Here is a 19,707-nt window from a genome sequence, read left to right on the forward strand (position 1 = left end):
CCTTTTATATTGCGCTTATGCAACTCTAATAAAGGAACATTAAGGTTGTACTATGGAAAACACGGGTATTTGGGTCATTGGTTTCATCATTCTTTTTGTTTTGGGCTCTATTTTAGGACTTCGCGTCAGCCCGAGAGAAAAGGCGTTAGGCATCATGCGTGATAAAGCGCGCAAGATGGGTTTGCATCCGCGTTTAGTGGTTGCGCCGGACTGGACAAAAATTCCAATGGTTTCTGAAAAGCGCGCCAGCATGGTGGCGTATTACAGCATTCTGCTTCCAGAAGCCCGCTTGCCATTAATGCGCGCGCGCGTAGCAGATCAAAAATTGCAGCTGGTGCATGGTGATGACAAGTTTAAAGATTTGCCCATTGCATTAAAGGGCATTTATGCTATTGATATGCAGGCAAACTGTGTAGGACTCTATTGGGACGAAGAATCCGATTTGAGAGCCACCCAGCTGGATGACATCAAAGCCTATTTGAATTCTTTGGCTGAACTTTAATTTTAGACCCATTAAAAAACAGGATTAACGGTTAATTATGGCGAACGCTCCTCGGTCCACATCCAAAAGCGCGGCAGCAAAAACTGATGCTGGAAAAAAACGTGCCTTAGTGATTGTGGAGTCGCCTGCAAAAGCGAAAACAATCAATAAATACCTTGGTTCAGACTACATTGTAAAGTCGTCGGTTGGCCATGTTCGTGATTTGCCTACAGGCGGTTCAAGCAAAACGGCAGAAAAGAAACCTGCAGCCCGCACCAAACTGACCGATGCGCAGAAGGCTGAAAAAGCCCAGTCCGCATTAGTAAACCGCATGGGTATAGATCCCGAAAATGACTGGAAAGCGCATTATGAAGTGCTGCCGGGCAAAGAAAATGTGGTTTCGGAACTGAAAAAGCTTGCTTCGCAGGTCGATGAGGTTTATCTCGCAACGGATTTGGACCGTGAAGGGGAAGCGATTGCATGGCATTTAAAAGAAGTCATTGGCGGTGATGATTCACGCTATCAGCGTGTGGTGTTTAACGAAATTACCAAAAATGCCATTCAGGAAGCCTTTAAGCATCCATCGCGTTTAGATACCAACAAAGTCAATGCCCAGCAGGCGCGCCGTTTCCTGGACCGTGTTGTGGGCTTTATGATTTCTCCTTTGCTGTGGGAGAAAATTGCCCGCGGCTTATCGGCTGGCCGGGTTCAGTCCGTTGCGGTGAAGCTGGTGGTTGAGCGCGAGCGTGAAATCCGCGCGTTTATTCCAGAAGAATACTGGCAAGTTTTTGCAGACACGAAATCGAAAAAAGATGACATCCGTCTTGAAGCGGTGAAGCAAAACGGCAAAACATTAAAGCTGCACAACAAAGCCGAAACTGATGCTTTATTGAATCTGATTAAAGATGCGGACTATACCGTTGCAGCACGTGAAGATAAGCCGACCAAGGTTAATCCGAGCGCGCCGTATATCACCTCAACCCTGCAGCAGGCGGCGAGCACCCGTTTAGGTTTTTCTGTGAAGAAAACCATGATGCTGGCGCAGCGTTTGTATGAAGCGGGTTTCATCACCTATATGCGTACCGACTCGACCTTCCTGAGCGACGATGCCGTGAATATGGTGCGTCATCATATTGAGACTGAGTTTGGCGCGAAGTATCTGCCTGCCAAGCCGAACCGCTATGGCAACAAAGCGGGTGCGCAAGAAGCCCATGAAGCGATTCGTCCGTCAAATGTGGCTTTAAAAGGCGACAGCTTAGTGGGTGTGGAACGTGATGCGCAGCGTTTGTATGACCTGATTTGGCGTCAATTCGTCGCGTGCCAGATGACGCCTGCTGAATACCTGTCTTCAACGATTTTAGTCAATGCGAACGGCGTAGAGCTGAAAGCCAAAGGCCGTACCTTGGTCTTTGACGGCTTCACTAAAGTCCGCGGTCAAAACAAGTCAGATGATGATGTATTATTGCCTGCGGTGAAAGTGGGTGAAGTGTTGAAGCTTGAAAAGCTTGATCCTTCTCAGCACTTTACCAAACCGCCTGCGCGCTTTACCGAAGCTTCTTTGGTGAAAGAGCTTGAGAAAAAAGGCATTGGCCGTCCTTCGACCTATGCTGCCATCATCTCGACGATTCAAGACCGCGGTTATGTGAAACTGGGAAACCGCCGCCTGTATGCAGAGAAAATGGGCGAAATCGTGACAGACCGTCTCGATGAAAGCTTCAACAACCTGATGAACTATGACTTTACCGCAGACCTCGAAGGCCAGCTGGATAAAGTGGCGGAAGGTGAGCGCAATTGGAAAGAATTGCTGAACAGCTTCTATGGCGATTTCAAGCAGCGCCTGACCAATGCGCAGGGTGAAAGCGGCATGCGCCGCAACCTGCCGGTCGAAGTGGCGGATGTGCACTGTAAAGAATGCGACCGTCCAATGCAGATCCGTACGGGGACAACCGGCGTATTCCTGGGCTGTTCAGGCTATAACCTGCCGCCGAAAGAGCGCTGTAAAGGCACGCTGAACTTAACGCCTGTGGAGTCTTTGGCTGCGCTTTCTGATGATGACAGTGCTGAAACGGCAGATTTGATGTCGAAAAAGCGCTGCCCAATCTGCGGCACCGCAATGGACAGCTATGTGATCGATGGCGGCCGAAAACTGCATATCTGCGGCAACAACCCGGACTGCAGCGGTTTTGAAGTTGAAGAAGGTGAGTTTAAGATTAAGGGCTATGATGGCCCAACCATTCCTTGCGATAAATGCGAGGGTGAAATGCAGCTGAAGACTGGCCGCTTTGGCCCTTATTTCGCGTGCATGAGCTGTGACAATACCCGTAAAGTCTTGAAGAATGGCCAGCCTGCGCCGCCGCGTGTAGACCCGATTAAAATGGAACATTTGCGTTCAGCGAAGCATGATGACTTCTTTGTGCTGCGTGACGGCGCAGCAGGGCTGTTTTTAGCCGCCAGCAAGTTCCCGAAAATCCGTGAAACGCGCGCGCCAAAAGTAGCGGAACTGCGCAGTGTTGCAGAGCAGCTGGATCCAAAATATCAATTTATTTTGCAGGCGCCGGATCAAGACCCGGAAGGCAATCCAACATTAGTGAAATTCAGCCGGAAAAATCAGGCGCAATACATTGGTTCGGAAACGCCGGAAGGCAAGCAAACCAAGTGGTCTTTGGTTTACCAAGACGGCAAATGGGTTGAAGCTTAAAGCTTAAGATGTGACAAAATGCTGGCGGATGCCGGCATTTTTTATAGGATGGCGGAAATTTACCGCTGATAAAATTGATTATATTTGATGGGGATGCTGATGATTCCAATCCGCTCAATTGTTGTTTCTGCCGTGCTGCTTTCTGAGTTTGACGGCCAGTTCAAAATTTTATTGATGAAGCGGGTCAAAGGCCGGTTTTGGAGCCACATTGCCGGAAAAATAGAATCAGGTGAAACAGCTAGCCAGGCTATTGTCCGTGAAATTTGCGAAGAAACAGGCATTCAGGTTCAGCAGCTGTACAGTGCGGATTATCTGGAGCAGTTTTATGAAGCCAGCGCCAATGTGATTGAGCTGATCCCTGTATTTGCTGTTTATTGCGATAAACAGCAAGCCGTGGTTTTAAATGATGAACATACAGAATATGGCTGGTTCAGCTTAGATGAAGCTGTTGAAAAGGCTGAATTTGGCGGGCAGCGCTTACTTTACCAGTATCTTTGGGAAAATTTTGTAAATCGGCAGCCCTCTGCATTATTGAAAATAAATACTTATTAAATAAATAGATCAGAGTTTCAGCTATGTGGAAAAAAATTCGGATTTTGTGTCTGCTGGTTATTTTGCTGATCGTTGCCGTCAATGCATGGAAAGATAAAAACCAGGATTGGCGCAAGCCGGTTTTTGTGCTGCTGCATCCGATTAATGCAGATGGCTTACCCAGCACGCAGCGGTATATTCAAAAGCTTAGCGTGCAGGATTTTCAGGGTGCGCAAGCGTACCTGCAAGAATATGCGCAGCAGTACCGCGGTCAGCCGATTTATTTTTATTTCAATATTGGGCGGGAGCTGAAAGTATTGCCGCCGAAGGTGCCCGATCAGGCCCGATTGTGGGATGTCGTCCTATGGAGTTTAAAATTCCGCTATTACGCGTGGCAGCAGCATCAAAAGGCGGATGGCGCACCGAGCCTGACCCTGTTTTTAAATTATTATGACCCTGCGAAGACCCGTGAACTGAAGCATTCGACAGCGCTGGAAAATGGCCGGATTGGCTCGGTCAATTTATTCGCATCCAAAAAGCAGGCGGCGCAGAATAAAATTGTGCTGGTGCATGAGCTGCTGCATGCCTTTGGCGCTACCGATAAATATGAGATAGCGACAGGGCAGCCAATCTATCCAATCGGCTATGCTTTTCCAGATCAGAAGCCATTGTTTCCGCAAGCCAAAGCAGAACTGATGGCCGGGCATATACCAGTCTCCCAAACCAAGAGCAAGATGCCTGATAGTTTGGAACAGACACTAATCAATGCACAAACGGCGGCTGAAATAGGCTGGGTCAAATAAGCGGACTTCTGCGGATAACTCAAAAGTTATCCACAAATTAAGGCGCTTAAATTGCTACATTTTGACTAACCTTTTGGGCTTTAGATCGTCAATAAATCATGTTAAAACAAAATCATCCCTATTAAAACTTGAGAATAAGTATGAAAACTGTAGGAAATGATTTGATCCGTAGCCAGCTGCATCAAAACCGTAAGTGGTACATTGGCTTAGGTATTTTATTGACCATTTTTGGTATTGTGTTGCTGGCGTCTCTTCCTTTTGCCACTTTATCCGCTATATTTATCTTCGGCATATTAATGATGATCGGCGGCATATTGCACTTGCTCGCAGCCTTTAAAATTTTTGAGGGCGGCTTTCGGTGGTTTTGGGCGCTGTTTGGCGTATTGTATTTGGTTGCCGGGTATTATGCGTTTAGCACCCCGGTAAAAACTGCGATTGTGCTCACTAATATTTTGGCGATTATTTTGATTATTGCGGGTGTGATTCGTATTTTTAACGCCATTTTATTTCGAGGATTGCCGGGCTGGGGCTGGACATTATTTTCAGGCCTATTGACCTTAGCTGCCGGCGTCATGATTTTAAAATCACCCGATGCGCCGTTCTGGGTGTTAGGTTTATTCCTAGCGATGGACATTCTATTTCAAGGTATTAACTATCTCAGTTTTGCATCTTATATTAAACACGAAATCCCTAAAAGCTCTGCGGATTGATGCTTTGGTTTGAGCATTGATTGATAAAAAAAATGCCCAAGTTGATGACTTGGGCATTTTCTATTGCAGCCTTTTCAGCCTTAAGGTTTGACGCTGTAGCGGCTGCTGACGGCAATCCGGTTCCATGCGTTAATGACAACCGCCAGCCATTCCACTGCGCTGATTTGCGCATCGGTCAAAAAAGGCAGGGCATCTTCATAAACTTCATCAGGCACTTGACCTTCAGCAACTAAAGTAATGGCTTCCATCAAGCTGAGCGCAGCGCCTTCAGCCTGATCGTAATATTCAGTTTCACGCCATGCGCTGAGCAGTGCAATACGTTCGGCCGTTTCCCCTGTTTTGAGCGCATCCTGCGTATGCAGGCGGATGCAAAAAGCGCATTGGTTGATTTGCGATGCGCGCAGTTTGAGCAGATGCGCAAAGCCTTCGCTAAGCTGCGCTTCTTGAATTTTTTGCATAGCCAAGTCGTCCAGCTCTGCAACTTTTTTGTATAAATCGGGGGCGGATTGGCCTAGATTGATTCGAGACATGATCTTTCTTCTGACACTAAATTTTATTTAGTCTAAAGGAAAATTGCGTTAAAACATGCTTAACTGAATGCCGCTTATTAAAAAATATCGTATGAAAACATTTATCCTTGCCCCCGATTCATTTAAGGAAAGCATGACAGCTGAACAGGCGTGCGCTTCGATGCAGCGCGGTATTTTACGGGCTATGTCTGATGCGCAGTGCATTCATGTGCCTATGGCAGACGGCGGTGAGGGCACTGTGGATGCCTTGATTGCGGCTTTAGCCGGTGAGCGCATTGCATGTGAAGTGACAGGCCCTTTGCCGCATCAGCAGATCAAAACCTATTTTGGCTTAGTCGACGGGGCGAAAACCGCAGTCATCGAAATGGCCAAAGCCAATGGCATTGATTTATTAGCGCCCGAACAGCGTAATCCATTAAAGACCTCAACCTTTGGTACGGGTGAGATGATTAAGCAAGCACTGGAACTAGGTGTGGCTAAAATCATACTGGGTTTGGGCGGCAGTGTGACCAATGATGGCGGTGCAGGTATGGCAGAGGCGCTGGGTGCAAAATTTCTAGATGTACTTGGAAATATTGTACCTGCTTGCGGCGGCAGCTTAAATCGTGTCCAGAACATCGATTTAATCGGCTTAGATGCGCGTTTAAAGCAAACAGAGATCATAATTGCCAGTGATGTGAATAACCCGCTCTGCGGGTCAAATGGCGCATCTTATGTGTTTGGGCCGCAAAAAGGCGCAAATGATGAGATGGTGCAAATCTTAGATCGCAACCTTAGCTATTTTGCCGATATCGTTGAAACAGCAATTGGCGCTTCATATCAGCATATGGCAGGTGCGGGCGCTGCAGGCGGTTTGGGATTTGGCCTGCTGGCTTTTACGGGGGCAAATATTCGTTCTGGTGTGGAATTAGTCATTGAACAGTGTCATTTGGCGGAAAAAATTGCACGGGCGGATTATGTGCTGACGGGTGAAGGCAAAATTGATTTTCAAACGCAGTTTGGCAAAACGCCTTATGGTGTTGCGAAGCTGGCAAAACAGTTGAATAAGCCTGTAATTGCTTTTGCAGGATTATTGGGTGAGGGTTTTGATGAGCTATACAATTTAGGCTTTGACCAGATCATTGGAATTAACCCGCCAGACTGTACTATGCAGGATGCTTTGGACAATGCTGAAAGTAATTTGCAGAAGGCTTGTGAAAATATAGCTGAACGATTGAAATAATAAGGGATGTAAATCAAATATGAAAAAAATAATCTTTTTAGCTGTGATATTCGGTGTGCAAAGCTTTGGCTTTGCTCAGGCAGACGTTATACATGATGTCAAAGTGCAGTTAAAACAAGGAAATAAAACTTCTTTTCGCTTTAAAGAAAATTCAATTCAAACGGCCGCAAACCTTATTCAGCATGAAAAAGGCATTAAAGTCATGATTGATCAAAACGTGGATAAAGACAGGAGTTTTCCTATTAATTTACGAGATCAAAATTTTCTAAGCTACCTCGATGTCACTACGCAAAAATTGGGGTTGAGGTATGAGGTTGTAGATGCAAAAACCATCAGGGTATATCGATAGACTTTTGTACACATTGAAAATACAGGGTGTGCTTAATGATCATGAAATCCGAAGGCAGAGTGAGTGGATGTAAATTGTTATGTGCTTATATCTTTTGAGCGAATTTTTATTGTTCGAAGTCTGAGTTGAACTTCAGCCGCCTTATACAGCGATTGCGCTTTGTGTTGAGATATCTGTTGAGCTTGGTTCATCAAGTTTTCTGCAGCCAGCTCTGTTAAACTAGCCATCTCCCTAGCGCGATGAGACACCATGAGTTTAGCCAGCCTGATTGATGAATTAAATCCTCAACAACGACAAGCCGCCATTACAGAAACCCAGCACAGTCTGGTTTTGGCTGGTGCAGGCTGCGGCAAAACTAAAACCATTGTGGCGCGTGCTGCGTATCTTATTGATCAAGGTGTGCCAGCCAACCAAATTCAAATTCTCACCTTTACCCGCCGTGCTGCCAGCGAAATTGTAGCGCGGGTAGAGTTGGCGCTGGGCGACCAAGCCAAAGGTTTGCGTGCTTCGACCTTTCATACCTTCTGCATGTACCTGCTGCGCCGCATTCCCAATGCCTTCGGCCTAGATCAGTTCTCAATCATTGATCGTGATGATCAGATGATGCTGTTTCGCCTGATTCGCGGTAAAGACGATAAAAATAATCCAAATCAGCTGCCGAAACCGAAAGAACTCTGTGACCTGTATTCTTTTGCGCGCAATACCCGTCAAAAACTCAGTTTGGCGCTGGAAAAACAGCTGCCTGAATTTTTGGACATGAAAGATGAAATTGCTGAGATCATGAAAGAATATGAGAAGCGCAAGCGCGGCCGCAGCTTTCTGGACTATGACGATATTTTGGCGGTGGTGGCCTCGGCTTTAGCGCAATCGGAAGGCTTGGTCGACTATGTTGCGTCTATTTGCCAGCACATGCTGGTTGATGAAATGCAGGATACCAACCCTCTGCAATGGGCGCTGCTGGAGCCGCTGAAAGACAAAGTGCATCTGTTCTGTGTGGGCGATGATGCGCAATCGATTTATGGATTCCGCGGGGCAGACTTTGAAAATATCCATCATTTTAAAGATCGTGTGCCCAATGCGCAGATCTTTAAATTGGAAAAAAATTACCGTTCAACACAGGAAATTTTAGACCTGTCGAATTGGCTGCTGGATCAAAGCCCAATCAAATATGACAAGCGTTTGGATGCATACCGCGGCGACGGTATTAAGCCGAAAATGCATATTTTCCCCAATGAATTTGATGAAGCCAAATGGATTGCGGTTGATATTAAGGAACGCCACTATCTGCAAGGCGCCAAATGGAATGAACATATGGTGCTGGTGCGTTCAAGCTTTGCCGCGCGCCATATTGAAGCTGCCTGTATTGCGGGCAATGTGCCTTACCGCTTTATTGGCGGCATGAAACTCTTAGAAACAGCGCATGTAAAAGATCTGCTCAGCCTGCTGCGCGTGGTGGCTAATCCCATGGATGATATTGCGTGGATGCGCTTTTTGACCTTGTGGAATGGTGTGGGCGATGTGGGTGCGAGCAAACTGTCGCATCAGCTGCTGCAGGAACCGGAAATGGATGCCATTGCTCAGAAATTGGAAAAATTTGGCAAGGTGCCAGATCAGGCCATTCTGATGATGAAGCAGATGATGGTGATTCGCCACGAAGTGAAAGAATGCGTCAGCCTTGCGATTCAGGCGATAGAAGAACAGCTGGCTGAAAACTATAAAAAAGACTGGCACCGCCGCCAAGGCGATTTTGAACTGGTGAAGCAGCTGGCGTCCAAGCATGGCCAGTTGGCTGAATTCCTTGAAGAATACGTGCTTGATCCGGTGTCGATCAGCGAGATTGAGCGCCAGTCTGAAGATGATGTGGTCACGCTGATTACCATCCATTCCGCCAAGGGAACCGAGCAGAAAGTCTGCTACGTGGCCAATGTCTCTGCGGGGCAGTATCCGCATGCGCGCGTGCAGGGCAATTTTGATGATGTTGAAGAAGAACGGCGCGTACTGTATGTCGCGCTGACCCGTGCGCAGAACGAGCTGATTTTAACCAAGCAGAATTTAAATATATGGGCGCGCGATACGGTCGATGAGCAGGGCCGCACCGTGCAAAGTTATTTCCTGAATGATTTAACCCGCAATTTATGCACTTCTGAGACGCATTACAGGCCGCGTGAACAAACCGTGAAAAGCGCTTTAATTGAACGCAAGTCGATTAATTTAGATTTTGGCATCGATCTCGATTAAAATGACTCATTGACGTGATATTTTGCACGCAAGTTCAAAAAGCAAGAAATAGGCAAATGCTTTTTGATGATGCAGCCTATTTGGAAAAATGAATGAATATTTTAGTACGTAACTTAGAGCGCTCAATTACAGAGGCTGAATTGGCGGAGCTGTTTAAGCCATTCGGCAAAGTGGAATCTGCTGCTGTTGTAATGAATAAGGAAACCGGAAAGTCTAAAGGGTTCGGCTTTGTTGAAATGCCGAATGGCCGGGAAGCGATCAAAGCGATTAAGGGCTTGAATACGCTAAAAGTGAAAGGCATGGGCATTCGCGTGAAAGCCGCGGAAGACAAGCCGAACGCGTAAATTTAAAAAGGAGCAGGCAATGCTCCTTTTTTATGCAGGCATTCATTAACACAGCATTTGCTGCGCTGCAGGCCGGACATTATGTTTAAACTGAAGTCATGACATCAGCATACTTGGCGCTGTCGATTGTTGCCCCGAACGGCATGCGTATTGCACAAGGCATAAAAACACTGGAGGTCCGATCATGGACTCCTGAGCAGCTGCCGTTAAAAGATGTCGTCATTGTCGAAAATCAAAACTATCTGCATCATGATGGCGATGAAGAACAGGGCTTGGCAGTCGCTATTGCGGATATTATTGATGTGCATCCCTGGCGCAAGGATGAGTTCGAGGCGGCTTGCGCAAGCTATTGGGCTGATGGCTATTCTGCATGGGTGCTGGACAATGTCCGGCCAATTGATTTGCCAATAGCCGTGCCCGCTAAGCGTAAAATCTATTTAGTTGACATCGATCATCCGTAATATTTATTGTGAATTGCAGAATATTGCGATTAAGCTAAAGAGCAGACTCAAAGCCAAAATTTAGGAAATTGAACCATGTCCCGCGTTGCCCGTTTTCATGCTGACCGCACCAATCAGAAACTGTATTTTGCCCGCCTTGCCTGCCAGCAGGCTGAGCAGGTTGACCATGTTCAGCAAGCGCAGGCATTGCGTGAATCGGCTGTCTTTCATCTGCAGGGCGCTGTTTTGGCGTTTTTACAGGAGCTGGTGCGCTATTACCGCCTGAATGACGCTGCGCCGACGCTCAAATCGATTGAAGAGCATATGGCAGCCAAAGGCCAGGTGTCTCCTGAAGTCACCGTCATGCAGCAGTTGGCGCAGCGGGGCTTTATCGCTGAATTGAAGCGCGCATATCGGATGTGCCAGTATGCGCCGGAACCGACGGCGCCGGAACCGGAAGATGAAACCTCTTCTAATCTCATCATTAAAGTCACGCAAACACCGCAAGCATGGCTGCCGGATACAAAAATTCTGCGCGAATGGCATCGTGAATTGACTCAGCTGATAGACGGCTTTAGAAACGAGATGGTTGAATTTTAATCCGATGCTTGGCGCTTGAATTTCAATAATCGGTCCCGATATATATTAGTCTAAGCAATGCAAGGCGCTTGTGCCTTTGCCACCATGTTGCACATGGAGGAACTATGTCTATAGAACAATTGAAAGAATTATTTGGAAATCAGGAAGCGGTTTTGGAACTGGTTCAGCTGGAAGGCGGTGAATTGGCATTGCGTAATGCTGGGTCTGACAAAGAGCCCTTGGTCACAATTCATTTTAATGAAGAAGTGAAAGCATTATTGGGGGAGGAAACTCCTGTGGTTGCACAGCATATGATTCAGGCAGCCTTGTTCAGTCTGCTGGAAAAACAAGTCAATGAATGGCAAGCTGAAGTCGTGGATGAAAAACCGCAGTTTATGAGTTGATGATTTTAAAGAATTTTGAAAAAAACGCGCCTTTGGCGCGTTTTTTATTATGGTTGAACAAAAAACTCAGCGTTAAGCACCGCTAATTTGCGCAGGCGAAATAAACATCGACCCTAAAAAAACAATCAAAATACCGATCAGCTGCAAGAAAAATGGATTTTTGGCATCTTGCCAGTACAAAATTAAAAATACGATGGATATTGGTGAAAACAGCAGGCAGCCGAGTCCCCATAAAATGCTGTTTTTAAAAGCGGCAATTAAAAAGCCAATGGAACCGATCAGAATAACGGCAAACCCCAGATACATAATGAACATTTTTTCTCTCTTGAGCGCACTGAATATGCTGCATTTTTTTATTGATTGTATTGAATTATAAAATAAATTCAATATTTTGCATTTTACGTGAATGAATTCAGACGCTGTGGGCTGGCAGGTACCAGCCAATCTCAGATAAAAAAATAAGGCTGATGCTTAACAGCACAGCCTTATTGGCACCGCATTTTAAAGGATTAATGCGTTGGCGCTTCATGATGCGCAATCTGAATTTGGTTCAAAATATGATTGCTCATATTCTTCGCCATTTCTTCTTTGGCAAAATAGACTTCGCCAATATTTTCCCTGCGGATCACTTCAGCTTCTTCTTTGCTTTCTGCACACACCAAAACTTGAATTTGGGGATTTAAGGTTTTGGCAATATCGACAATTTTATGGATGTCTAAAATATCCATAGGGGACAGCACCAGCAAGCGGGCATGCTGAATATGCGCCTGAATGAGCACACTCGGCTCAGTCGCCATGCCGCACACGGCCGCAATGCCTTTTTCCCGCAGATTTTCGACAATTTCCCGGTTTTCTTCCGCAATCACCACTTTAATGCTCTCTTCCATGAGGCTGCGGGTTATACGGCGGCCAACTTCACCATGGCCGACAATCACCACCTGATCGCGCAGGTAGTCTTGTGAGACCTCATCTGGAAGCATGGCTAATGGGTCACCGCTGCGTTCCAGCAAGCGGGCCAAATTCGAGCGCTCACGAATCCATTTCTGAATCGGTTCGACGGCTGAAAATACAAAAGAGTTCAGTGTGATTGAAATCAGCGCGCCAGCCAAAATCAAATTTTGTCCATCAATAGACAGTAAATTCAGTGAAACTCCGAGCGCCGCTAAAATGAAGGAGAACTCGCCAATTTGCGCCAGGCTTGCGCCGACGGTCAGCGCAGTATTGATCGGATAGCGGAAAAACAGCACCAATGCCATGGCCGCGATGGTTTTGCCAATCATAATGATGGCAACGACCGCCAGAACATGCAGCGGCTGCTCGATCAAAATGCGCGGATCAAACAGCATGCCGACAGAAACAAAGAACAAAATGGCAAAAATTTCACGCAAAGGCAGGGTTTCTTCTTCTGCGCGATGGCTGAAGTCAGACTCTTTCACCACCATGCCCGCAAAGAATGCGCCCAAAGCCATGGATACGCCGAAAATTTTGTATGCGCCAAAGGCAATCGACACTGCGGCGGCGACCACAGTCAGCGTAAACAGCTCGCGTGAACCTAAGCGCGCGACAATCTGCATAATGATCGGTACAAGGCGTTTGCCGATAATCAGCATAAAGGCAATAAAGCCGGCGACTTTCAGCAGCGTCGTGCCGAGTGTCAGCCAGATATTGTCATCGCTGCCGGCGCCTTCCAGCGCCTGTCCGCCTAAAAGCACAGCCGTTGCGGGCAGAAGCACTAAAGCTAAAACCATCACCAAGTCTTCAACCAGCAGCCAGCCGACAGCAATTTTGCCGTTGACGGAATTCAATAGCCCCCGGTCGCCTAAAGCTTTCAGTAAGACCACAGTGCTGGCGCAGGATAAGCTCAGGCCAAAAACCAGCGCGGAGCCGAAACTCCAGCCCCACATCATGGACACGCCCATTCCCAGCAGCGTGGCGACGGCAATTTGCAGGATTGCGCCCGGCAGGGCAATTCTGCGGACTTGCATCAAATCATTTAAAGAAAAATGCATGCCGACGCCAAACATCAAAAACATTACGCCGAGTTCAGCCAGCTGATTGGCAAGATGAATGTCTGCTTCAATCCCTGGGGTATTCGGGCTGATAATGATGCCGGCGATTAAATAGCCGATCAGGGGAGGAAGCCGCAAACGGGCGGCGCCATAGCCAAAAACTAAAGCCAAGCCAAAGCCGACGGCAAGTAATATTATGAGTTCTACATCATGAGGCACTAAAAACTCCTTAAGCCAAAGTTAAGGGCAATCAAAATAAGCACAAAAAATGCCAAAATATAAGAAAGTGTAGCAAGCGGAACAAAAAGAATGCAAAAAAAACGGCCTGAATAGGCCGTTTTTTTCAAGAAGCTAAAATTATTTAATTTTAGCTTCTTTGAAGATTACGTGTTGACGGATTTTTGGATCAAATTTTTTGATTTCCATTTTTTCCGGCATAGTACGTTTGTTCTTAGTTGTGGTATAGAAATAACCTGTACCAGCAGTAGAAACTAGGCGAATTTTATCACGCATGGTTCAGACTCCTTAGATCTTTTGACCTTGAGCACGCAGGTCAGCAACAACCTTCTCAATGCCCAATTTGTCGATAATACGCATACCTTTTGTAGTTAGACGAAGACGTACGAAACGTTTTTCGCTTTCTAACCAGAAACGGTGGTGATGCAGGTTCGGCTCGAACCGGCGTTTGGTTTTGTTATTGGCGTGCGAGACGTTGTTGCCAACGACTGGACGCTTGCCGGTAACTTGGCAAACCTTAGACATGGTGAACTCCATTGCTAGACAGCACCGATTGTGCGGCTAGTTATTAAGTAAACGGATGAAATCATTCAAGGGGCGTTTTATACCAAAAATGCGCTTAAAAGACAAGCGATTTTCATTAAAACTAGGCATGAACCCGTGCGATAGGTCATGCCTTGATCATTTAGCGAAGAAGGGTCTTTGAAATCAACTTGTGAATTGGCTTGTTAAACGGCGGAAGAATGAATTTCAAGCTGTATAACTTGGGATTCGACATCACTGACCGTTCATGCGACAAACTGAAGAAACCTTCTGGACCATGATATTTCCCCATGCCAGATGCGCCAACGCCACCAAATGGTAAATCGTCTTGCGCGACATGGGTCAAAACCGTGTTTTGTCCGAAATGCCCTGAATGAGTACGCTGTGCGACATAATCTGCACGCGCCTGATCAAAGTCGAAGTAGTATAAAGCAAGTGGACGCGGACGGCTATTAATAAACTCAATAACATCGTCTATTTGATCATATTCCATGATTGGAAGGATCGGCCCGAAGATTTCATGCTGCATGATTTGCATATCCGGACGGATGCCCGTCAGCAGCGTTGGCGCAATTTTGCGCACAGCCGCCATATCTTCATGCTGAGGATTAATTTCAATGATCTGCGCGCCCTGTTCGCGGGCATCATCTAAATAGCCTTGCAGGCGGTTATACTGCTTATCATTAATAATCGAGGTATAGTCCTGATTGTCAGCAAAGCGCGGGTACATGCTTTCAGCGCAAGCTTTAAAGCGGTCTATAAATTCTGCAGTTTTACCGCGCGGCAAAAACAGGTAATCTGGCGCGACGCAGGTTTGGCCCGCATTCCACAGTTTACCGACAGCCAAGCGTTCGGCCACATCCTGCAAGTCAATGGATGGATGCACCAGAACCGGCGATTTTCCGCCCAGCTCCAAAATCACCGGAACCAGATTTTCAGAAGCGGCCGCCATCACGGTTTTGCCGACATTGGTTGAACCAGTGAAAATCATTTTGTCAAACGCCAGATGGCTGAATGCATCTGAAATGGCGCCGCCGCCATTCACAACAGCAACCAGTTCGAGCGGGAATGCCTCGGCCAAGGCTTTTTCCAGCACTGCGCCAAATGCGGCCGATGAGCTGGAAATTTTAATCATGGCGTGGTTGCCGGCAGCCAAAGCGCAAATCAATGGGCCGATAGACAGCAGCAAAGGATAGTTCCACGGTGTGATAATGCCGACAACGCCCAGAGGCTGATACTGCACCCATGCTTTCGCAGGCTGATGAATAATGCCGACATGGCGCTTGGATGGCTTCATCCAGTCAGTTAAATGCTTGCTGTAATATTTGATGTGTTCCAGGCACGTCAGCAGCTCGCCGATTTTAGTTTCACTGATGGAACGGTTGCCGTAATCTTGATTAATTGCTTCAGCAAATTGATCTTGGTACTTAACTAAGATACGCTTAAGCCTTGCTAAACGGTCAATGCGCTCTTTTGCTGTTGGCAGAGGGTAGCGCAAATAAGCGTGTTTTTGCTGTTCCAGCACTTCATTCAAGTGCTGAATTTCAAATGAATGTGGTGTCATAGAAGTTGTTTTTGTTTGACTGTTCATACCGCGCTGCCATTTTTAAATAAGCGATTAAATTATTTTTAGAGTAAATGCTCTAAATAGTCAAGTTACTTTATGTGTTCGTTATATAACACATTGAACTCATGGTTATTTTAGGATGTCCCAGACTAAGACGCTGAAAACAAAAGAACGTATTTTGCAGCTCAGCCTGCTGCTGTTTAATGAGCGCGGCGAACGTTCTGTTACGACCAATCATATTGCAGCTGAATTGGGGATGAGCCCTGGGAATCTGTATTATCATTTTCGAAATAAAAGCGAAATTATTAAAGAGCTGATGGAGCAGTACCAAAAGGAAACTTTGGAAATGCTCGCGCTGCCGGATGACCGCCCGCTGGATGCCAATGACAAAATCCGCTATTTTCAAGTCCTGAGCAGCCAGCTGTGGGCTTACCGCTTTTTGCACCGTGACGTCTATCATTTAGTGGAGAATAATGTTGATTTCCGCAAGATGTATCCGCGCTTTGCCGGCCAGGTGATGCAGCAGGGCCAGAAAATTTACAGAGCTTTCGTTGAAGCCGGCCTCATGGAAATGACGGATTCTGAAATTGAAGCCTTGGTTATTAACTTGTGGATTGTGCTGACCAACTGGACCAACTTTCTGTATATGTCGGGCCATATTACCGATTCCAATCATTTGGAAGAAAAATGGGTCTGGCAGGCGCTGCGTCAGATGGTGTTTTTGGAAGGCGCCTATTTGCGCGGTGAAAGCCGTCAAACGTATGAGCATTTGCTGGAAACGATGGGGGAGTCAGAACTGTTTGCCAGCCTGTCTTCACATAAATCATCGGATAGCGAATAAGCTTTTTTTTCAGCAGGCTGAACTTCCTGCATGAGCAAAATACCGCTCCTAGATAAGGGCGGTATTTTTATGCCTTGGTATCTGGGCTCAGAAAGACAGGTTGTGCCGAATTTATGAGTAAAGGCATTTAGACCGGCAACTGAAATGAATGTTTTGCAGCTCCTATTTAGTCTGGCTCTAAAACGGGTTAGAATACTTGGCTTATTTTTTATTAATTATATTTAGCGATACACATCAAAATGAATATGTCGACTGCAAATACTGCACGCTTGCTCATTACCTGCGAAGATAAGCCGGGTATTGTGCAAGCTGTATCGAGCTTTTTGTATCATCATGGAGCAAATATTACCGCACTTGATCAATACGCGACTGAAGCTCAGGGCGGGCGCTATTTCATGCGTGTTGAGTTCGAATTAGACAGTCTGCAAAGCCGCAAAGACAATTTGCTGCAGACTTTTGAAAATAATGTTGCAGCCCGTTACGCCATGCACTGGCGCTTAGCGCTGGTCAGTGATGTGAAAAAAGTCGGCATTTTAGTCTCTAAAGTGGACCATGCGCTGCTTGAGCTGTTATGGCGCCATTCGCGCGGCGGCCTGCCATGCGAAATTACCAAAGTGGTCTCCAACCATGAAACGCTGCGTGAAGCGGTAGAAAACTTTGGCATTCCCTTTGAAGTTGTGCCCGTTACCAAAGAAAATAAGCGCGAAGCCTATGCGCAAATTGATGACATGATGCAAGGCAATGATTTGCTGGTTTTAGCGCGCTACATGCAGATTCTAGATGAAGAGTTTGTGCGCAAATGGGAAATGAAAATTATCAATATTCACCACTCATTCCTGCCGGCTTTTGTGGGCGCTAACCCCTATAAGCAGGCGCATGAGAAAGGCGTGAAACTGATTGGCGCAACAGCGCATTATGTGACTGCAGAGCTGGACCAAGGTCCAATCATTGAACAGGATGTAGAGCGCGTCAGCCATGACTTTACGGTTGAGCAGCTGCGGGAACTGGGTCAGGACGTTGAACGCAATGTATTGGCGCGCGCTGTGAAATGGCATTTGGAAGACCGCATCATTGTCGATGGCAATAAAACAGTCGTGTTCCAATAAGGTATTGAATTTTGGATTTAAAAAGGCATACTAAAAGTATGCCTTTTTTTATGGCGCAATGTGCATTTGAAAAAGCCATAAAAATAGGCAAATTAATAGTTGCAAATGAAAACACTTCTCATTTATCATTGTGCCACTTTATTGCGCTATCCAATGAACTGAATTGCAAATTGGAATGAACAGCGCACTGCTTCTTCAAGGTAACTGATTTTAATGAGTCAATCTTCTGCTCCCATGATGCCAGCTCCGAATCCAATGAAAAAGAAAGTGATTACTGCACTGGCAGCGGTCGTGATTGGACATGCCGGTGTACTGTGGGGGGTCAGCCATATGAAGACTCCTGAACTCAAGCCTGTAGAAAAAGACCCGATTCAAGTCCGTTTTGTCAAATTGGAAGAAGCGCCTAAGCCACTGCCTCCTAAGCCGAAGCCGCCGGAACCGAAGAAAGAGCCGCCGAAGCCGAAAGAGGTCAAAATTGTAGACAAGCCTTTGCCGCCACCGCCTAAAAAAGTGGAAAAAGTGCAGCAGGTGAAAAAAGCGGATGCGCCAAAACCGGCAGTAAAGCCAGTAGAAACGCCTAAGCCAAGTCCAGTGGTATCCGCAACAGTTTCAGAAACTAAACGCCCTGTGCCAGAGCCGGCGCCTGTAGTGAAATCTGCGCCGCCAGTTCCGCCGGCGCCTGCAGCGCCGCCAGCGCCTAAAAGCGTTTCACTGGGCGGAGGCGTATCTTGGCTGAAAGCGCCAAGCGTGCGGTTTTCCCCAGGCGAGCTGAAATCATCATGCTCAATGATGGTGGCGATCTCAGCCAATGAAGATGGTAAAGTGATTGCAGTAACGGCGAAGAATTCCAGCTGCGGCGCAGCAGTGGACCGCAAAGTAACGGCTGCTGTAAAACGCGCGCAGCTGACTAAATATATTGAAAATGGGGTGGCCTATCCAACAAAAGTGGAACAGCCATTCGATTTCCAGCTTAAATAACCGGCTAACCCTTTAGGAGTTCGAATATGAACTTTTCAGTTTATTGGCAGCATGCCGATGCAGTCAGCAAAACACTGTATTTTGTCCTGCTGGCGATGTCGATTGTGACGTGGACTATTTTTGCCTTGCGCATTATGGGCACGCGCCAATTGAAGCAAGTGGCGTATAACCGCCTTTCAGATGCAGTGAATGCATTAAAAGCGAAATTGTCGCCATTGAGCTTTGAACAGCGTAAAGCTGTTGCTGAGCAGGCGCTGCTGCGTCAAATTGCGGCTGAAAAAGCCAATGCTGAAAAAGGCATATCTGTTCTCGGAACAATTGCGTCATTAGCGCCGTTTGTGGGCTTATTTGGCACCGTATGGGGCATTTTCCATGCCTTGGTTGCTGTAGGCAAGAGCGGCCAGGCCGGCTTAGCGCAAGTAGCCACACCGGTTGGTGAAGCGCTGATTATGACTGGCTTGGGTTTGGCTGTCGCGATTCCTGCGGTATTGGCTTACAACATTGCAGTGCGCTTTAACCGCACGCTGACCAATGAATTGCAAGATCAAGCGCATGGCTTGCTGATTGATACCATGCTGCAGCAGGAATCTGCAAAAAAAGCTGAAGTGAAAACAGCTCAGGAAGGTTTAGTTGGAGGTCAAGCTTAATGGCTTTTCAATTGGGTGAAGACAACGATGCTGGCATGAATGAGATGAACCTCATTCCGCTCATCGATATTATGCTGGTATTGATGATCATCTTTTTGGTGACTGCGACCGTTGCCAACCCATCAATTCCATTAACCTTGCCAAAAACCACTGCGGATATTGTGGATTTGCCGCCGCAAAAGGTGCAAGTCAGCATCAATGCGAACGGTGATGTCGCTTGGGATGATCAAGTGATTACACTGGCAGAGCTGGAACAGCGCTTTGCAGAAGCGGGTAAAGCGCCGCGTCAGCCGACAGTGATTTTAAAAGCAGACAAAGAATCACGCTATGACACTGTAGCGCAAGTGATGTCCCGCGCGAGCGAAGCCGGCCTCAGCGATATTGCATTTGCAACAGATAATTGATTGATTCAGAAATAAAAAAAGTGGCCATTGAGCCACTTTTTTTATT

At 46.7% G+C, this 19,707-nt stretch carries 23 protein-coding genes; 17 read left to right on the forward strand and 6 right to left on the reverse strand.

Annotation, left to right across the window (positions count from 1 at the left end):
• The first annotated feature begins 52 nt into the window (after positions 1 to 52).
• The 5 genes from OKC24_RS05475 (at position 53) to OKC24_RS05495 (ending at position 5,223) form a co-directional block, all read left to right on the forward strand.
• Entirely contained in the window at positions 53 to 502 is a 450-nt protein-coding gene (locus tag OKC24_RS05475; protein WP_005007266.1) for an ammonium transporter, read from the forward strand.
• Between the two features lie 37 nt (positions 503 to 539).
• On the forward strand, positions 540 to 3,179 hold the full coding sequence (gene topA, locus OKC24_RS05480) for a type I DNA topoisomerase (protein WP_130143737.1): 2,640 nt from the start codon (positions 540 to 542) through the stop codon (positions 3,177 to 3,179).
• A gap of 99 nt (positions 3,180 to 3,278) precedes the next feature.
• The gene (locus OKC24_RS05485) at positions 3,279 to 3,731 is read left to right on the forward strand and encodes an NUDIX hydrolase (protein ID WP_005007268.1); all 453 of its coding nucleotides are present in this window, start codon (positions 3,279 to 3,281) and stop codon (positions 3,729 to 3,731) included.
• Positions 3,732 to 3,754: 23 nt separating this feature from the next.
• Complete coding sequence (locus OKC24_RS05490) at positions 3,755 to 4,513, forward strand: hypothetical protein (RefSeq protein ID WP_130143736.1); 759 nt, start codon at positions 3,755 to 3,757, stop codon at positions 4,511 to 4,513.
• Between the two features lie 140 nt (positions 4,514 to 4,653).
• Positions 4,654 to 5,223: an HdeD family acid-resistance protein gene (locus tag OKC24_RS05495; protein WP_130143735.1), complete on the forward strand. Its 570-nt coding sequence runs from the start codon at positions 4,654 to 4,656 to the stop codon at positions 5,221 to 5,223.
• Positions 5,224 to 5,303: 80 nt separating this feature from the next.
• Here the strand turns inward: OKC24_RS05495 and OKC24_RS05500 are convergent, their stop codons facing one another.
• Positions 5,304 to 5,753: a carboxymuconolactone decarboxylase family protein gene (locus tag OKC24_RS05500; protein WP_130143734.1), complete on the reverse strand. Its 450-nt coding sequence runs from the start codon at positions 5,751 to 5,753 to the stop codon at positions 5,304 to 5,306.
• A gap of 91 nt (positions 5,754 to 5,844) precedes the next feature.
• On the opposite strand from OKC24_RS05500, the gene OKC24_RS05505 reads away from it, so the two are divergent.
• From OKC24_RS05505 to OKC24_RS05535, 7 genes are all read left to right on the forward strand, one after another.
• Positions 5,845 to 6,975, forward strand: coding sequence for a glycerate kinase family protein (locus OKC24_RS05505; protein ID WP_131276203.1), 1,131 nt, complete (start codon positions 5,845 to 5,847; stop codon positions 6,973 to 6,975).
• A gap of 19 nt (positions 6,976 to 6,994) precedes the next feature.
• Positions 6,995 to 7,324, forward strand: a complete 330-nt coding sequence (locus OKC24_RS05510) for a hypothetical protein (RefSeq protein ID WP_130143732.1) — start codon at positions 6,995 to 6,997, stop codon at positions 7,322 to 7,324.
• A 249-nt stretch (positions 7,325 to 7,573) separates the two neighbouring features.
• Positions 7,574 to 9,562 carry an ATP-dependent helicase gene (locus tag OKC24_RS05515; protein ID WP_265464870.1) on the forward strand — a complete coding sequence of 663 codons (1,989 nt, stop codon included), beginning with the start codon at positions 7,574 to 7,576 and terminating at the stop codon, positions 9,560 to 9,562.
• A 92-nt stretch (positions 9,563 to 9,654) separates the two neighbouring features.
• Positions 9,655 to 9,906 (forward strand): RNA recognition motif domain-containing protein, encoded by a 252-nt coding sequence (locus OKC24_RS05520; RefSeq protein WP_265464871.1) that lies wholly within the window; start codon positions 9,655 to 9,657, stop codon positions 9,904 to 9,906.
• A gap of 98 nt (positions 9,907 to 10,004) precedes the next feature.
• Positions 10,005 to 10,367, forward strand: coding sequence for an ASCH domain-containing protein (locus tag OKC24_RS05525; RefSeq protein WP_130143729.1), 363 nt, complete (start codon positions 10,005 to 10,007; stop codon positions 10,365 to 10,367).
• Positions 10,368 to 10,442: 75 nt separating this feature from the next.
• Positions 10,443 to 10,946, forward strand: a complete 504-nt coding sequence (locus tag OKC24_RS05530) for a DUF6586 family protein (RefSeq protein ID WP_005007284.1) — start codon at positions 10,443 to 10,445, stop codon at positions 10,944 to 10,946.
• 104 nt (positions 10,947 to 11,050) lie between these two features.
• Positions 11,051 to 11,329, forward strand: coding sequence for a hypothetical protein (locus tag OKC24_RS05535; RefSeq protein WP_005007287.1), 279 nt, complete (start codon positions 11,051 to 11,053; stop codon positions 11,327 to 11,329).
• 72 nt (positions 11,330 to 11,401) lie between these two features.
• Here OKC24_RS05535 and OKC24_RS05540 read toward each other — a convergent pair whose 3' ends face one another.
• The 5 genes from OKC24_RS05540 to OKC24_RS05560 form a co-directional block, all read right to left on the reverse strand.
• Positions 11,402 to 11,644, reverse strand: coding sequence for a hypothetical protein (locus OKC24_RS05540; RefSeq protein ID WP_130143728.1), 243 nt, complete (start codon positions 11,642 to 11,644; stop codon positions 11,402 to 11,404).
• A gap of 194 nt (positions 11,645 to 11,838) precedes the next feature.
• Complete coding sequence (locus OKC24_RS05545; RefSeq protein ID WP_130143727.1) at positions 11,839 to 13,557, reverse strand: cation:proton antiporter; 1,719 nt, start codon at positions 13,555 to 13,557, stop codon at positions 11,839 to 11,841.
• Positions 13,558 to 13,695: 138 nt separating this feature from the next.
• Complete coding sequence (gene rpmG / locus OKC24_RS05550; protein WP_003654787.1) at positions 13,696 to 13,851, reverse strand: 50S ribosomal protein L33; 156 nt, start codon at positions 13,849 to 13,851, stop codon at positions 13,696 to 13,698.
• 12 nt (positions 13,852 to 13,863) lie between these two features.
• Positions 13,864 to 14,100 (reverse strand): 50S ribosomal protein L28, encoded by a 237-nt coding sequence (gene rpmB, locus OKC24_RS05555; RefSeq protein WP_000048256.1) that lies wholly within the window; start codon positions 14,098 to 14,100, stop codon positions 13,864 to 13,866.
• Between the two features lie 160 nt (positions 14,101 to 14,260).
• Positions 14,261 to 15,709: a coniferyl aldehyde dehydrogenase gene (locus tag OKC24_RS05560; RefSeq protein ID WP_130143726.1), complete on the reverse strand. Its 1,449-nt coding sequence runs from the start codon at positions 15,707 to 15,709 to the stop codon at positions 14,261 to 14,263.
• A 115-nt stretch (positions 15,710 to 15,824) separates the two neighbouring features.
• On the opposite strand from OKC24_RS05560, the gene OKC24_RS05565 reads away from it, so the two are divergent.
• The 5 genes from OKC24_RS05565 (at position 15,825) to OKC24_RS05585 (ending at position 19,661) form a co-directional block, all read left to right on the forward strand.
• A complete protein-coding gene (locus OKC24_RS05565; protein ID WP_005007293.1) occupies positions 15,825 to 16,526 on the forward strand; it encodes a TetR/AcrR family transcriptional regulator in 702 nt (233 codons plus the stop codon).
• A 239-nt stretch (positions 16,527 to 16,765) separates the two neighbouring features.
• Positions 16,766 to 17,632, forward strand: coding sequence for a formyltetrahydrofolate deformylase (gene purU, locus OKC24_RS05570; protein ID WP_130143725.1), 867 nt, complete (start codon positions 16,766 to 16,768; stop codon positions 17,630 to 17,632).
• Positions 17,633 to 17,845: 213 nt separating this feature from the next.
• Positions 17,846 to 18,610, forward strand: a complete 765-nt coding sequence (locus OKC24_RS05575) for a TonB family protein (protein ID WP_130143724.1) — start codon at positions 17,846 to 17,848, stop codon at positions 18,608 to 18,610.
• Between the two features lie 26 nt (positions 18,611 to 18,636).
• Positions 18,637 to 19,257: a MotA/TolQ/ExbB proton channel family protein gene (locus OKC24_RS05580; protein ID WP_130143723.1), complete on the forward strand. Its 621-nt coding sequence runs from the start codon at positions 18,637 to 18,639 to the stop codon at positions 19,255 to 19,257.
• Positions 19,257 to 19,661 carry an ExbD/TolR family protein gene (locus OKC24_RS05585; protein ID WP_130143722.1) on the forward strand — a complete coding sequence of 135 codons (405 nt, stop codon included), beginning with the start codon at positions 19,257 to 19,259 and terminating at the stop codon, positions 19,659 to 19,661. The genes OKC24_RS05580 and OKC24_RS05585 overlap by 1 nt, the downstream gene beginning before the upstream one ends.
• Positions 19,662 to 19,707: the final 46 nt, after the last annotated feature.

This window comes from Acinetobacter entericus (assembly GCF_026168575.1).
Taxonomy (GTDB): Bacteria; Pseudomonadota; Gammaproteobacteria; order Pseudomonadales; family Moraxellaceae; genus Acinetobacter; species Acinetobacter bouvetii.